Annotated in this window: 15 protein-coding genes; 10 read left to right on the plus strand and 5 right to left on the minus strand. The window is 36.2% G+C overall.

Annotated elements, in window-relative coordinates:
* Positions 1 to 37: 37 nt before the first annotated feature.
* The 4 genes from GJU43_RS04025 to GJU43_RS04040 form a co-directional block, all read right to left on the minus strand.
* The gene (locus tag GJU43_RS04025) at positions 38 to 787 is read right to left on the minus strand and encodes a rhomboid family intramembrane serine protease (protein WP_154339529.1); all 750 of its coding nucleotides are present in this window, start codon (positions 785 to 787) and stop codon (positions 38 to 40) included.
* Positions 784 to 2,694, minus strand: coding sequence for a DNA mismatch repair endonuclease MutL (gene mutL, locus GJU43_RS04030; protein ID WP_154339530.1), 1,911 nt, complete (start codon positions 2,692 to 2,694; stop codon positions 784 to 786). Before mutL ends, GJU43_RS04025 begins: the two co-directional genes overlap by 4 nt.
* Before the next feature lie 178 nt (positions 2,695 to 2,872).
* On the minus strand, positions 2,873 to 3,445 hold the full coding sequence (gene ribH / locus GJU43_RS04035; RefSeq protein ID WP_154339531.1) for a 6,7-dimethyl-8-ribityllumazine synthase: 573 nt from the start codon (positions 3,443 to 3,445) through the stop codon (positions 2,873 to 2,875).
* Positions 3,446 to 3,533: 88 nt separating this feature from the next.
* Positions 3,534 to 4,313 (minus strand): tol-pal system YbgF family protein, encoded by a 780-nt coding sequence (locus tag GJU43_RS04040; RefSeq protein WP_154339532.1) that lies wholly within the window; start codon positions 4,311 to 4,313, stop codon positions 3,534 to 3,536.
* Positions 4,314 to 4,682: 369 nt separating this feature from the next.
* Between GJU43_RS04040 and GJU43_RS04045 the strand changes: the two genes are divergently transcribed.
* The 10 genes from GJU43_RS04045 to GJU43_RS04090 all read left to right on the plus strand — a co-directional run bounded on the left by GJU43_RS04045 (position 4,683) and on the right by GJU43_RS04090 (position 13,702).
* Complete coding sequence (locus GJU43_RS04045; RefSeq protein ID WP_154339533.1) at positions 4,683 to 5,762, plus strand: DNA replication/repair protein RecF; 1,080 nt, start codon at positions 4,683 to 4,685, stop codon at positions 5,760 to 5,762.
* 214 nt (positions 5,763 to 5,976) lie between these two features.
* On the plus strand, positions 5,977 to 6,654 hold the full coding sequence (locus GJU43_RS04050; protein WP_154339534.1) for a DUF2461 domain-containing protein: 678 nt from the start codon (positions 5,977 to 5,979) through the stop codon (positions 6,652 to 6,654).
* Between the two features lie 94 nt (positions 6,655 to 6,748).
* Positions 6,749 to 7,807: a glycosyltransferase gene (locus GJU43_RS04055; RefSeq protein ID WP_154339535.1), complete on the plus strand. Its 1,059-nt coding sequence runs from the start codon at positions 6,749 to 6,751 to the stop codon at positions 7,805 to 7,807.
* A gap of 169 nt (positions 7,808 to 7,976) precedes the next feature.
* A complete protein-coding gene (gene murB / locus GJU43_RS04060) occupies positions 7,977 to 8,990 on the plus strand; it encodes a UDP-N-acetylmuramate dehydrogenase (protein WP_154339536.1) in 1,014 nt (337 codons plus the stop codon).
* Between the two features lie 87 nt (positions 8,991 to 9,077).
* Positions 9,078 to 9,692: an FMN-binding negative transcriptional regulator gene (locus tag GJU43_RS04065; RefSeq protein WP_154339537.1), complete on the plus strand. Its 615-nt coding sequence runs from the start codon at positions 9,078 to 9,080 to the stop codon at positions 9,690 to 9,692.
* 83 nt (positions 9,693 to 9,775) lie between these two features.
* Positions 9,776 to 10,882: a glycosyltransferase gene (locus GJU43_RS04070; RefSeq protein ID WP_154339538.1), complete on the plus strand. Its 1,107-nt coding sequence runs from the start codon at positions 9,776 to 9,778 to the stop codon at positions 10,880 to 10,882.
* A complete protein-coding gene (locus GJU43_RS04075) occupies positions 10,873 to 11,424 on the plus strand; it encodes an RNA polymerase sigma factor (protein ID WP_154339539.1) in 552 nt (183 codons plus the stop codon). Before GJU43_RS04070 ends, GJU43_RS04075 begins: the two co-directional genes overlap by 10 nt.
* 165 nt (positions 11,425 to 11,589) lie before the next feature.
* A complete protein-coding gene (locus tag GJU43_RS04080) occupies positions 11,590 to 12,411 on the plus strand; it encodes an energy transducer TonB (protein ID WP_154339540.1) in 822 nt (273 codons plus the stop codon).
* 112 nt (positions 12,412 to 12,523) lie between these two features.
* Entirely contained in the window at positions 12,524 to 13,255 is a 732-nt protein-coding gene (locus tag GJU43_RS04085; protein WP_154339541.1) for a DUF4184 family protein, read from the plus strand.
* 66 nt (positions 13,256 to 13,321) lie between these two features.
* A complete protein-coding gene (locus GJU43_RS04090; protein ID WP_154339542.1) occupies positions 13,322 to 13,702 on the plus strand; it encodes a PH domain-containing protein in 381 nt (126 codons plus the stop codon).
* A 58-nt stretch (positions 13,703 to 13,760) separates the two neighbouring features.
* Here the strand turns inward: GJU43_RS04090 and GJU43_RS04095 are convergent, their stop codons facing one another.
* On the minus strand, positions 13,761 to 14,627 hold the full coding sequence (locus GJU43_RS04095) for a M48 family metalloprotease (protein ID WP_154339543.1): 867 nt from the start codon (positions 14,625 to 14,627) through the stop codon (positions 13,761 to 13,763).
* Positions 14,628 to 14,667: the final 40 nt, after the last annotated feature.

Below are 14,667 nucleotides of genomic sequence, written 5' to 3' on the forward strand. Positions count from 1 at the left end.
TTTTTAAGTTTCTATTGTTTGATCTTAAAATTAAAAATTAATTCCAACGGTTTTTATTAAACTGATTTTTTTTCCAGTACAGCATCATTAAAAAACCCGTTAATGCTCCGCCTAAGTGAGCAAAATGGGCAACACCGGTACCACCGCTTCCAAATAAAGAATTACCTCTAAAACCTAAGAACAAATCAATTGCTAAAATTACCGGAACAAAGTATTTTGCTTTGATGGGAACCGGAATAAACATTAAAGCCAGCTCTGCGTTAGGAAACATAAAAGCAAAAGCCGTTAGTAAACCATATATTGCACCAGAAGCACCTACAACAGTACCCATATAAGCCCCCGTAAAACTCTCAAATTGCGAAACCGTAAGTAATTCCTGCCATCTGGTATCTATTTTACCTTCATTCAGAAGCTGCAAAATATCTGTTTTGTTAAAACCATTAGCTGTCAGCGTACTGATACTATCCTGAAAAAAATAATAATTTACACCCGTATGCAATAATGCAGCTCCCAGTCCGCAAGAGATATAAAAGAACAGGAATTTTTTACCGCCCCAAAAATGCTCTAATGCCGATCCGAAAGAGACCATGGCAAACATATTAAATGCGATATGTAAAATGCCACCATGCATAAACATATGCGTGATAGGCTGCCAGGCCTTAAAACTTGGGTTTTCCGGAAAAAACATCGCGAAATATTCATAAGAAACAGGTACTAATTGCGAACCAATAAAAAAGATAATATTGATTATCAGCAATTGTTTTACTACAGGAGTCATGTTCATCATAAGGCAAACTTTTTATCTATATCTTCCACACGCATTGTGATGAAAGTCGGTTTTTGAAAAGGTGAAATATTAGGATCTTTACAGGCAAATAATCCGTTTACTAAATTATCCTGCTCTTTTTCGGTTAAATAAGATCCGGTTTTAACCGCTAAACTTTTGGCCATCGATTTGGCTATTGTATCGTTTTGACTGTAACTGCTCGCCGGAATTCCGTCCTGCAGATCACTTAATAATTGTTCGATTACCATTGAAACTTCGCTTTCTGTAATATTGACAGGAATTCCCGAAATCACAATATGATCGGTTTGGGCTTCATCAAAAACAAAACCTGTTGTTTCCAAAGAAGGTTTCAGTTCTTCAATTAAGGTCATTTCATCTGAAGAATAGAACAAATTCAAAGGAAACAGCAATTGCTGACTTGAAGCCTGATTTACCGTCATATTCAGCAAAAACTGCTCGTATAAAATACGCTGATGTGCCCTTTGCTGATCCACAATCACCATTCCGGATTTTATGGGTGAAACAATATATTTTTTATGAATCTGATAGGTCTTCTGACTCACCTGTTCTACATCCTCATCGTTAAATAAAGAGGAAGTAACTTCTTCATTTTCGAATGTGAAAGGAGAGCTTTCAATATTTTCTGTTTCTGTTTCCAAACCCACATACAAACTTTCCCAACTGGCTGTTGGTTCCACTCTCTTAGAATATCCGGAATATGAGCCTGATCCTGAACCGGAACTACCTGCGTAACTTGCTCCTGAACCGGATTTAGAATAATGCTGGTTGGTTTTGTCGTCCGTAAACGGATTAAAGTTTCCATCCACCTGAATCGTTGGTGTTTCTCCTTCTAAATCTTTATAATGATACGGTGTATCTAAATTAGCATCACGATCAAAATCGAGTACGGGAGCCACATTGAACTGCCCTAAACTGTGTTTAATTGAAGCTCTCAAAATAGCATATAAAGCTTGTTCATCATCAAACTTGATTTCCGTTTTAGTCGGATGAATATTGATATCAATGGTATTGGGCGGTACTTGCAGATAAAGGAAATAACTCGGTTGCGAACCATCTTTCAAAAGTCCGTCATAAGCCGCCATTACAGCGTGGTGCAAATAACCGCTTTTAATAAACCGGTCGTTTACAAAAAAAAACTGCTCTCCCCTGTTTTTCTTAGCGAATTCAGGCTTGCATACAAATCCCTGCACGTTTATGATTTCGGTTTCTTCGTTTACAGGAACTAACTTTTCATTGGTTTTTCCGGACATAATCCCAACAATACGCTGACGATACCCCGCAGCAGGCAAATTGTACATCTCGCTTCCGTTATGATAAAAAGTAAAATGAATATTGGGATGTGCCAAAGCTACACGCTGAAATTCATCCATAACATGGCGAAATTCAACAGTATCGGATTTTAAGAAGTTACGGCGTGCCGGAATATTAAAAAACAGATTTTTAACCGCAAATGACGTTCCTTTGGGTAAAACGGCTACCTCCTGAGAGATAAATTTACTGCCTTCAATAACGATGTGCGTTCCCAGTTCTTCCTGGTCCTGTTTCGTTTTCATTTCCATATGGGCAATCGCAGCAATAGAAGCTAGTGCCTCACCGCGAAACCCTTTGGTATGAAGGGAGAATAAATCTTCTGCCTGACGTATTTTTGAGGTGGCATGACGCGCAAAACACAAACGCGCATCGGTTACACTCATTCCTGCCCCATTGTCAATCACCTGAACCAACGATTTCCCGGCATCTTTAATAATCAATTTAATGTCGGTTGCTTTGGCATCAACAGCGTTTTCTAACAACTCTTTTACAACCGAAGCAGGTCTTTGAACTACCTCTCCGGCGGCAATCTGATTAGCAACGTGATCAGGAAGTAATTGAATAATACTTGACATTTAAAATTTTAGATTGTAGATTAACGATTTAAGATTTTTTGATTTAAAATCTAAACCAAGGTGTACAAATTTAATGAATTTCCGTTGGCTTTTTAAATAAGTGGCATCATAAAAAAAACAAAAAACCCATACTATTTTTACACAGTACAGGTTTTAGTATTTTTAAAACGCTTGTGTTTTATTCTTTCTCGATTTTTATTGGCGTCTCTTCGATTTGAATAGCGCCAGAAGCCAGTAAAGGCTGATTAAAAGGGTGTGACATAGAAGCCTGTTGACGAATATAAGCCATTTTTATAGCTGCGATTGCCGCTTCGGTTCCTTTGTTTCCGTGAATTCCTCCACTTCTGTCGATAGATTGCTGCATGTTATTGTCTGTTAAAACACAAAAAATAACCGGAATATCAGTTTGTACATTCAAATCCTTAATTCCCTGTGTAACGCCTTCGCATACAAAATCAAAATGTTTCGTTTGTCCCTGAATGACACATCCAATTACGATAACGGCATCAACATTTTGTGTCTGCAGCATTTTTTTTGCACCATAAATAAGCTCAAAGCTTCCCGGTACATTCCAACGGATAATTTGTTGAGCGGGTACTTCATTATCAATCAATGCCTCAAATGCACCATTGTAAAGTCCCTCAGTTATAGTTTCATTCCACTCAGAAACAACAATCCCAAATCGAAAGTCTTTCGCATTTGGGATTGTGTTTTTATCGTATTCTGATAAATTTTTATTTTCGGTAGCCATCTTTATATTTTAGATTTTAGATTTTAGACTTAAGATTTCAGATTCTGAAATACAAATCTACAATCTTAAATCTAAACTCTGCAATAAATTATTGTGCTAATCCAATCAATACATCAACAGAAGCAGCTTCCGGTGTTGCATCGAAGTTTTCTTTAATATCTGTAAAATATTTTAAGGCATCCTCTTTCTGACCTAAAGCCAAAGCTGTTTTACCTGCTTTAAGCAAGAAACGAGGTGTGGTAAAATCGTTTTTGTTAGATTCAGCCGCTTTTACATAATAGTCTAAAGCCTCTTTTTGTTGGTTTTTCTGAGAGTAAGCATCTCCGATTGCACCTTTTGCCAAAGCACTTAAGATCAAATCTTCAGATTTGAACTCTCCTAAATACTTAATTGCATCATCGAATTTACCTGTATTCAGATACGCCATACCTGCATAGTAATTGGCTAAGTTTCCGGCATCAGTTCCGGAATATTCTTCGGCAATTTTAAGGAATCCGAATTTACCTTCAGAACCGTTCAAAGCCAATTTATATAAAGAATCGCTGGCTACACCATCAGTCGCCTTTTGGAAATTTTGTTGTGCCACAAACATTTCGTTTGCAGCTTCGTCTTGTTTCGGAGCTTCGATAAATTTCTGGTAAGCCAAATATCCAATAGTTGCAACCGCAATACCAGCAACTAAACCAATAATGATTTTTTGATTTTTAGCAACCCAGTCCTCCGTTTTAGAAGCAGTCTCATCTAATTTTGAAAAAACACCAGCCGTTGTGCTGTCTTTTTCGTCAATGATTACCTGTTGTTCTTCATTTACTTCTTTAACTTCCTTTTCTTTTGGTGCTTTATATCCTCTTTTATTGTAAGTAGCCATTTAAAATTAATTTAGTGAACGGCAAAAATAAAATTTTTATTGAAACTGAGGTAAAAAAAATCAATTTTATCACTATTTTAAAAAAAATAATTTCAACAATCGCAACTCCTTTGGCTTCAGCGACAAAATAATTCATCCTGAAAAGCTTCAAAAGCCTTTTATATCGATAATTTTCGATAATTTGCACCCTCAAATTTTTGTTGTTCAAAACATGACTTTTCCTGAGCTGCGGGTATCATTTTAGCCACAGATTTTACAGATTAGAGCACTATTTCAAAAGAAATCCTTTGAAAATCCTTCAATCTGTGGCGTAAAAATTAAATCTCCGGTAAAAGTCCTTGCTCAAAACAACAGATTTTATCCTTAAAAATGCATTTAAACAAAATTTCTTTATTCAATTATAAAAATTTCTCCGAAGCCAGTTTTTACTTCGACCACAAGATCAATTGTTTTGTTGGGAAAAACGGAATAGGAAAAACTAACGTGCTGGATGCTATTTATCATTTGGCTTATGGAAAAAGTTATTTCAATCCGTTGGCCGTTCAAAACATCAGACATGGCGAAGAGTTTTTTGTGATTGATGCCGAACTGGAAAAAAATGACAGGACCGAGCAAATTGTCTGCAGTTTAAAAAAAGGACAGAAAAAAATCTTAAAAAGAAACGGCAAAGCTTACGATAAATTCTCCGATCATATCGGGTTTATTCCGTTAGTGATTATTTCACCCGCCGATCGCGACCTGATTGTGGAAGGAAGCGAGACACGCCGTAAATTTATGGACAGCGTGATATCGCAATTAGACCATACGTATCTGCATCAGCTCATTCAATATCAGAAAATAATTGTGCAGCGAAATGCCCTCCTGAAATATTTTGCCCTGAATCATGTTTTTGACAATGATACCTTATCTATATACAATGAACAGCTGGATGCTTTCGGGAAATCTATTTTTGAAAAGCGAAAAGATTTCCTCGAACAGTTTATACCTATATTTACTAAACATCATCAGGCCATAAGCGGAGCTGAAGAATCGGTGCAGCTGGTCTATGAAAGTCATTTATTCGAAAAAGACCTGTTGACGCTTTTACAGGAAACAATCAATAAGGACCGCGCCTTACATTATACCAGTTCAGGAATTCATAAAGATGATTTATCTTTTGAAATAGACGGACATCCGATAAAGAAATTTGGTTCGCAAGGCCAGCAAAAGTCGTTTCTGATTGCCCTGAAACTGGCCCAGTTTGAATTTCTGAAAAAACAAAGCGGTGTAAAACCTCTTTTACTTTTTGATGATATTTTTGACAAATTAGACGAAAGCAGGGTGGCCAAAATTATCGAAATGGTAAACAGTGATACTTTTGGACAGCTCTTTATTTCCGATACCCATCCGGAGCGTACCGAAGCGATTGTAAAATCAACCCATCAGAGTTATAAGATCTTTAATTTGTGAGACGTTTTTTTTGCCACGAATTTCACGAATTTTCGCTAATTATAATTGTCTGGAATAATCATTAGCCACAGATTTAGAGGCTTTTTAAAAGCTAAACGACTAAAAACCATTTAAAAATTCGTGCTAATTCGTGAAATTCGTGGCGAACTTTATACCCACTCTGATAGAGAAGTATTAAATTAGCCAAAACAAATAACTGTCATAAATATCCAATATGCTAACGAAAGAATCATTGCAATTTTTAGACGACTTAAAAGCCAACAACAACAGAGACTGGTTTCAGGATAATAAAAAACGATACGAGATTTTCAAAAAAGATTACCATCAGTTAGTGGGTAATTTTCTTGATGCGATGAAACCTTTAGATCCTTCCCTGGAATTACTGGAAGTTAAAAACTGTACGTTTCGAATTAATCGCGATATTCGGTTTTCTAAAGACAAATCTCCTTACAAAGCACATTTAGGTATTTGGATGTCCGGTGGAACGAAGGGATTGAATCGTGCCGGGTATTATGTTCATATCGAAAAAGGCGCCAGTTTTATTGCCGGCGGATTTTATTCACCTGAATCTGAGGATTTGAAAAAAGTACGAAAGGAAATTGCGTTTTTCCATGAGGATTTAGAAGCCATTATAGCGGATAAAAACTTCAAAAAAGAGTTTGGAAGTCTGGATATAAATGAAAACAATTCACTTAAAAGCATGCCGCGTGGTTATGAAAAAGACCATCCCGCCATTGAATTTTTAAAATTGAAAAGTTTTACTGCTACTCAGAAATACGACATCAAAGAAGTGACCCAAAAAGACTTTGTATCCAAAATGAGTCAGAAGCTGATTGCCTTAAAACCTTTAAACGAATTCATCAATCGTGCTTTAGAAACGGATGAATTTTAAATTCAGATAAATTTCAGCCACGAATTTCACCAATTAGTACGAATTAATTAGTGGGAATTCGTGAAATTCGTGGCTGGAAAAACAATATTACGGAATGAAAAGAAAAATACTTTTTCTTGGCGAATCCTACCGCGCCGATGCCATCACCTGGATGAAAGGCCTGAAAGAATTTGGCGATTTTGAAATTATAACCTGGGAACTTCAGACACCCAATAATTCAAAACTAAACCGATTCAGGCGTATTGCAGAATATTTTTTCTCACCTCTTGCTATTCGAAAAATCATCCGGAGAGAAAAACCCGATATGGTAATTGCCGAAAGAACCACCAGTTATGGGTTTCTCGCCGCTTTGTCCGGAGCTAAAACCATTGCTATTGCCCAACAGGGAAGAACTGATTTATGGCCCGAAGGTTCCATTTTATTGCCTCTTAAAAAATTCATTCAGAAATACGCTTTCAAAAAAGCACACCTTATTCATGCCTGGGGACCTGTGATGACCATTTCGATGAAGGAAAGAGGCGTTGACATGAGTAAAGTGCTGGTGCTGCCAAAGGGAATTGATTTTTCAGTTTTCACCCCGTCTATTTCAAATGCGTCCAGAATTGAAGCTATTGTAACGCGTTCTTTACAGCCGGAATACCGACATGATTCGATTTTAAAAGCTTTCTCGATTTTAAATCAAAAAGGAATTGATTTTTCACTGACTATTGTGGGCGACGGAACCCGTTTGTCTTTTTTGAAAGATTTGGCAAAAGATTTACAAATTGAAAACAAAGTACGCTTTACAGGAAGAATTCCGAATACCGACCTTCCCAAATTATTACAGCAATCGAATATCTACATCAGCATGCCGATAACCGAAGGTGTTTCGGCTTCTTTATTTGAAGCGATGGCCTGCAACTGTTATCCCGTAGTTTCTGATATTCCGGGAAATCAAAGCTGGATCAGGCATCGCGACAACGGACAATTGATTGAAATTGATAATATCGAAATGCTGGCAGAAGAATTAATCTGGTCTCTTAAAAATATTGAATCACGAAATAACGCAATTTTACAGAATAGAAAGTTTGTAGAAGAGAATGCGAATTATAATATCAATATGAAAGTTATTGCGGATAAATATCATGAGTTGTTAGATTTGCGAAATATTTAACCGCAAGGTTCACGAAGTTTTACGCGATGAACGCTAAGCTTTGCGAACTTGGCATATCCAGACACCTTTCGGGATTGCGCTCTTTGCGGTTAAAATACATTTTATCAAAACTCAGCTCAAATAAATTATAATCCTTACTTTTGAACTCAGATTTAAAAGCCTTTTATTTATGGAAATCCAGTCCAATTTTTCTTTAAAAAAACACAACACTTTTGGTATTGAAGCCAAAGCGAAACAATTTGTAGCCGTTCATTCAATAGCCGAATTGAAAACCATTTTAGAGGAAAACAAAAACCAGAAAAAATTTGTTTTGGGCGGTGGCAGCAACATGCTTTTAACGAAAGACATTGATGCTTTGGTCATACATATTGATTTAAAAGGAAAAAAAATCATTAAGGAAGACGAAGATTTTGTCTGGGTTGAAAGTCAGGCGGGAGAAACCTGGCATGATTTCGTTCTTTACACTATTGAGAATAATTTTGGCGGTTTAGAAAATATGTCCTTAATTCCAGGAAACGTTGGTACGACTCCGGTTCAGAATATCGGTGCCTATGGTACTGAGATCAAAGATACTTTTGTTTCCTGCGAAGCGATGAATATTGAATCTCAGGAAATGAGGACATTTACCAACACCGAATGTAATTTTGGCTACAGGGAAAGCATTTTTAAAAATGAAATCAAAGACCAGTATATTATCACATCGGTCATTTACAAACTAACGAAACGCAATCATAAAATCAATACTTCATACGGCGATATTCTGGCTGAACTGGCTAAAAACAATATCACGACGCCTACTCTGAAAGATGTAAGCAATGCTGTCATTACCATCAGACAAAGCAAATTACCGGATCCGAAGGAATTGGGGAACAGCGGAAGTTTTTTTAAAAATCCGATTTTACTGAAATCTGATTTTGAGAAAATCCATCAAAAGTTTCCGGAAATGAAATATTACGAAGTTTCAGAAACGGAGGTAAAAGTACCTGCGGGCTGGCTGATTGAACAAGCCGGCTTTAAAGGAAAACGTTTTGGAGATGCCGGAGTTCATAAAAACCAGGCTCTGGTTTTGGTGAATTACGGAAATGCCACAGGACAGGAAATTTTAGCCGTTTCAAAAGAAGTTCAGGATACGGTTTTTAAAACGTTTGGCATTCATATCGAAGCTGAAGTAAATGTGATTTAAATATATTACCACGAATTAACCCAAATAAATTAGTGAAAATTAGTGCAATTAGTGCAATTCGTGGCAAAAAAAGAAACAAAACCCAAAATGTACACACCTGAGATATACAAAGACGAAGATCCGGAATCGATCAGAAATTTCATAAAAGAGAACAGTTTTGGCATTCTGATCAATCAGACCAATGGAAAATTATGTGCTACCCATATTCCGATAGAACTCGAAATTACTGCTGACGGAAAAGAAGTTTTGCAGGGACATATTTCAAAATTAAATCCACAGGCAGAAGGTTTTGCAGAAAACGATCAGGTTCTTGCTGTATTTTCGGGTCCACACAGCTATATTTCTTCTTCGTGGTACGATCATGAAAATGTCCCGACATGGAACTATATAGCCGTGCATGTTTACGGTCGTATCAAAATTACAGATGAAACGGCAACAATCGAATCCCTTAAAAAATTGGTCGACAAATACGAAGCAGGTTCAGAAAATCCTGTTCGTCTGGAGAACCTGTCCACAAAAACAATGCGTGAGGCCAGGGGCATCTTTGGTTTTGAGATCGCAATAGATGAAATTCAGGCGACAAAAAAACTATCGCAAAACAGAGACGATCATAATTATAAAAACATAATTTCGGAGTTGGAAAAAACTGAAAACGCTCAGGCTATTGCTGTTGCAAAAGAAATGTCAAAATGCCGAAAGTAAATTAGTTTTAATCATTGGAAATTAGGAATTCATAAGTACATTTGCACGCGCAAGATTCAGAAATTAAAAGACATTAAAATCAGATGCTTACATTCATTTTTTACTTTTTTATTGCTATTGTTGTTCTACAACTTTCTTACTATCTGGGTATTTTCGGGAAATTTGCTTTCGGCAAACCACAAAGCATTACACCAAAAAACATTCCGGTTTCTGTGATTGTTTGTGCCAAAAATGAAGAAGAAAATGTAAAAAAATACATCCCATTATTAGCGGAACAGAATTATCCTGATTTTGAAATCGTTTTAATTGATGATGCTTCAAGTGATGAAACACTGGAGGTTTTTGAAGAATTTGAAAAACAATATCCGAACATTCGACTGGTAAAAGTAGAAAACAATGAAGCCTTCTGGGGTAACAAAAAATACGCTTTGACACTCGGAATTAAAGCATCCAGAAAAGACTATCTTTTATTTACGGATGCCGATTGTTATCCGACCTCAAAAGAATGGATAACGGCAATGACTTCACAATTTACCACAGACAAAACCATTGTTTTAGGGTATGGAGGGTACGAGAAAAGAGAGCGTTCGTTATTAAATAAACTCATTCGATTTGAAACTGTTCTTACGGCAGTACAATATTTCTCCTGGGCAAAAGCCGGACTCCCTTATATGGGTGTTGGCCGAAATTTAGCATACAAAAGAGAAGAGTTTTTTAATGTAAATGGATTTATTGAGCACATTCAGGTTCGCTCGGGTGATGATGACTTATTCGTCAATCAGGCTGCCAACAAAAGCAATACTACTATTTCGTATAGTCCTGAAAGTTTCACGTATTCGAAACCAAAAGAAAGCTACAGTGAATGGTTTTCCCAAAAAAGAAGACATGTTTCTACGGCCAATTATTACAAAGTATTTGATAAAATTCAGTTAGGTCTTTTTTATACCTCACAATTATTTTTCTTTTTATTAGTTATACTTCTACTGTCTTTTCAATTTCAGTGGATTGCTGTACTGGCTTTAATAGCGACACGCTATACCATTGCCTGGATTGTAATGGGGTTTTCAGCAGGAAAACTGAGAGAGAAAGATTTAAAAGTATGGTTTCCTGTTGTAGAAATCATGCTTATATTCACACAAATGAATATCTTTATAACTAATATCTTTTCAAAACCGGTACATTGGAAATAAATTCTAAAATAGAAAAAGCAAAAAAAGGCGATCAGATCGCCTTTACTTTTTTATTGGATTTCTATTGGAATGAAGTGTACGGATTTATGCTAAAACGTACCGAAAACGAAACTACTGCCGAAGATATTACCATTGAAACTTTCTCTAAAGCTTTCGACAAAATCGCCTCTTACAATCCTGAATTTCAATTCAATACCTGGTTGATTGCGATTGCAAAAAATGTTTACATTGATTTATTACGTAAAAAGAAAACCAATCTTTTTATAGAAATTACCGATACCGAAGACCAACAGGCCTACAATATTGCTGACACCACTCCATCAGCCGAAGATGCCTTAATCAAAGAGCAAAACCTTTCCCGTCTGCTGCAATGCATCAAAGAATTAAAACCCCATTATCAGGAAGTAATTCACCTGCGTTATTTTCAGGAAATGACTTACCAGGAAATTGCACTCAAGATTGATGAGCCTTTAAGCAACGTGAAAGTAAAACTTCTGCGCGCTAAAAAATTGTTAGCCGAAATTATCGAACGTAACAGATAATTTATTATCTTTAGTTAAAGATTAAAATAGCCACGTATTTTTTCTTAAAAAATTAAAGTTTCCACAAACCCTTAACATGTTCTTTTGTTTTTATTGTCCAATCAAAATTAAAAATTTTGTTGCTTATGATTTAATGTTTACTTAACCTTAAAATCCAATCTAATTATGTCTAAACTAAGCATTTATGAAACCAAGTGGACCAATCTTGTTTTCGAAAACAAAAACAAAGAATACGGCGCGTATCAATTACGCCAGGAAAGTTCTAAAAATTCAATAACAGCTTTATTTGCAGGATTGCTAGTCATAGCAACTTTAGGAAGTGCCTCCGTTCTGGTAAACAAATTTAAACCAACTGCGACCGTTGAGCCAATACCTACGGATATTCCTTTGGATCCTGTTGTTGTTACAAAAGTAGACCTAACTCAGGACATACCGCCCGCTCCTCCTGCACCTCCGCAAACTGCTTCGACACCAGTAACTGAAGTAGTTCAGCTTACAAATCCTGTTGTTGCAAGGACTCAAGAGGCTGTGCAAGAAATTGCTACTAATAAAGTAAATGCACCGGTAGTTGAAAACACTAGCGGAACAGGGATTGCCACTACTAATGTTTTACCATCAAATGGCAATGGCGGACAAGTTGCCTCAACAGCTCCGACTACTAACGAGCCTGTACTTGCTGCAACGTTAGACAAACAACCTGAATTTCCAGGGGGAATGGCTAAATTTTATACTTTCGTTGGAAATAATTTCCAAAGACCGGAACTGGATGCTGAAAGAACTTTACAGGTTTATGTTTCTTTTGTAGTTGAAAAAGACGGTTCTTTAACAGACATCCTTGTAAAAAAAGATCCGGGTTACGGAATGGGTAAAGAAGCTGTTCGCGTTCTGAAATCATTAAAAACAAAATGGAGCCCTGGTATCTTAGACGGAAAACCGGTTCGCACCGCATACAATCTTCCAATTACAATAAAAACGGAACTGGAATAACAAAACAAAGAGGCAGAATTTAGTTCTGCCTTTTTTTATGAACTTTTTTTAATGCGCTGATTAAAAAAGAAGGCCATTTAGTTAACTTCGTTTAAACAATATGATATCTTAAATGCCTTTTACTTTTTCACATCCTGCCCTAATTTTACCGCTGAAATATTTGCCCCGAAAATGGTTTTCACTAACCGGACTTATTATTGGTAGTTTAACGCCCGACTTCGAGTATTTTCTCCGAATGAAAGTTCAAAGCAATTACAGCCACACATTCACCGGCATCTTTTGGTTTGATTTACCTCTAGCACTGTTACTTTCTTTTCTTTTTCACAATATCGTAAAAAAGGACTTATTTGAAAATTTGCCAAAAAATATTCAATCCAAAATTTTAGGTTACACTAAATTTAAATGGAATAACTATTTCAAAAAGCATTGGATTGTTGTTTTAATTTCGATTTTTATTGGTATTGTGTCTCATCTTTTTTGGGACAGTTTCACTCATGATCATGGCTATTTTGTCAATAAGATTCAAATCCTCAAAAGTTCTATCATTATTTTTGATAGAGGAATTCCAATTTTGAAAATCGCACAACATTTAAGCACCTTAATTGGCGGATTGCTTATAATTTATACCTTGTCAAAACTTCCTGAAAACAATATCGCCACGCATAAGCCTAATAAAACCTACTGGATAACTCTAATTTTTCTTTCAGCACTGATAATTTCGATCCGATTCGCAACCGGTCTGAATTATAAAGCTTATGGTCATGTGATAGTATCCGTAATTTCATCCTTTTTACTATCTTTTATACTTACTCCTTTCTTTATAAAATTAAAAACCAATTCATAAAATCAGTAAAATCAATTACATTTACAGTATATAAAAAGATTGAATTAAAAATTAAAAACAATACAAATGGGAATATTTTCGGCTATTATTGGCAATGCTGGTTCAGTAAGTCAGGAAGATTTAATTAAAAAATACGGACAGCTTTTAACAGATAATGAAGAAATCGAAATGGGTTTCAAACTTATTCGCGATACTTTCATCTTCACGAACAAAAGATTAATTCTGGTGGACGTACAAGGAATTACAGGAAGCAAAACAGAATACAAATCAATTGCTTACAAAAGCATTTCAAGATTTAGCATAGAAACTGCGGGCACTTTTGATCTTGATGCTGAATTAAAAATCTGGGTTGCGAGTGAATTACAACCAAGCATCGTAAAACAATTTAACAAATCGGTAAATGTGTATGAGGTACAAAAAGTTTTGGCACATCACGTTTTAGGATAATAAAAAAACCCGACAATTTTAAAACTGTCGGGTTTCTTTTTATGATTATCAGAGGCAATTACTTCTTTTTAGTACTTGCTTTTTTAGTTGTTTTCGCTTTTTTAGCCGGTGCCGGAACAGTGTTCACAATTTTTTGCTGCACATAAGGTTTGTACAAACCATCCTTTTCAGCTCTTGCCTTAGCATCATCAGCTCTCTTTTTGGAGTCCGGATGCGAACTCATCATCTGATCGATAAAGGAAGCTTCAGTTCCTTCACTCATTTTTGCTAAAATCCTGAAGGCAGATTCTTCGGCATTAATGTTATAACCGTTTTTCTTCAAAAAATTATACGAAAACAAATCAGCCTCAGTTTCCTGTTTTCTGCTGTGTTTACTGTCGATTAAAGCGCTACCGATTTTACCCAGCTGACTATCTGTTACTGATGCAACAGTAGCCGATTGTGAAGAAACACCGTCAATCAATGCTTCTTTCTGGTACGCTGCACGCATTGCATCTCTTGAATCGTTATTGGCAACGTGACCAATTTCATGTCCGATTACAGCCAGCAATTCATTATCATCCATAATATCCATCAAACCCGAATACACACGAACGCTTCCGTCTGCTGTGGCAAATGCATTTACTTCTTTTACTTTATACACTTTATAGTTTAAAGTATATCCTTCACCTGCACTGTGCTTGCCGAAAACCCTGTTTAACCGGATGGCATATCCGTCTGTTGCCGGTGCAACTTCATGCTCTGCATCTAATTTTGCAACTGCTTCTTTAGATAAAGCTGCAGCATCAGCATTGCTAAGGGTAAAGCCAGCAACTCCTTTCTGAACAGCTCCAAGGGCTTTTTCGCCAAAATTAATCTGCGCATTCATACTGGTAAAACTAAAAGCTGCAAACAAAGCTCCTGATATAATTAATTTCTTTTTCATGTTTTTTATACTATTACAATTTAACAACAAATGTACTATT

Source organism: Flavobacterium sp. LC2016-23 (genome assembly GCF_009674775.1).
Lineage (GTDB): Bacteria > Bacteroidota > Bacteroidia > Flavobacteriales > Flavobacteriaceae > Flavobacterium.

What these genes read in the sequence shown, in the direction of transcription:
- GJU43_RS04025 (WP_154339529.1), bottom strand. Translation starts at nt 787, where the DNA reads ATGATGAACATGACTCCTGTAGTAAAACAATTGCTGATAATCAATATT.
- mutL (WP_154339530.1), bottom strand. Translation starts at nt 2,694, where the DNA reads ATGTCAAGTATTATTCAATTACTTCCTGATCACGTTGCTAATCAGATT.
- ribH (WP_154339531.1), bottom strand. Translation starts at nt 3,445, where the DNA reads ATGGCTACCGAAAATAAAAATTTATCAGAATACGATAAAAACACAATC.
- GJU43_RS04040 (WP_154339532.1), bottom strand. Translation starts at nt 4,313, where the DNA reads ATGGCTACTTACAATAAAAGAGGATATAAAGCACCAAAAGAAAAGGAA.
- GJU43_RS04045 (WP_154339533.1), top strand. Translation starts at nt 4,683, where the DNA reads ATGCATTTAAACAAAATTTCTTTATTCAATTATAAAAATTTCTCCGAA.
- GJU43_RS04050 (WP_154339534.1), top strand. Translation starts at nt 5,977, where the DNA reads ATGCTAACGAAAGAATCATTGCAATTTTTAGACGACTTAAAAGCCAAC.
- GJU43_RS04055 (WP_154339535.1), top strand. Translation starts at nt 6,749, where the DNA reads ATGAAAAGAAAAATACTTTTTCTTGGCGAATCCTACCGCGCCGATGCC.
- murB (WP_154339536.1), top strand. Translation starts at nt 7,977, where the DNA reads ATGGAAATCCAGTCCAATTTTTCTTTAAAAAAACACAACACTTTTGGT.
- GJU43_RS04065 (WP_154339537.1), top strand. Translation starts at nt 9,078, where the DNA reads ATGTACACACCTGAGATATACAAAGACGAAGATCCGGAATCGATCAGA.
- GJU43_RS04070 (WP_154339538.1), top strand. Translation starts at nt 9,776, where the DNA reads ATGCTTACATTCATTTTTTACTTTTTTATTGCTATTGTTGTTCTACAA.
- GJU43_RS04080 (WP_154339540.1), top strand. Translation starts at nt 11,590, where the DNA reads ATGTCTAAACTAAGCATTTATGAAACCAAGTGGACCAATCTTGTTTTC.
- GJU43_RS04085 (WP_154339541.1), top strand. Translation starts at nt 12,524, where the DNA reads ATGCCTTTTACTTTTTCACATCCTGCCCTAATTTTACCGCTGAAATAT.
- GJU43_RS04090 (WP_154339542.1), top strand. Translation starts at nt 13,322, where the DNA reads ATGGGAATATTTTCGGCTATTATTGGCAATGCTGGTTCAGTAAGTCAG.
- GJU43_RS04095 (WP_154339543.1), bottom strand. Translation starts at nt 14,627, where the DNA reads ATGAAAAAGAAATTAATTATATCAGGAGCTTTGTTTGCAGCTTTTAGT.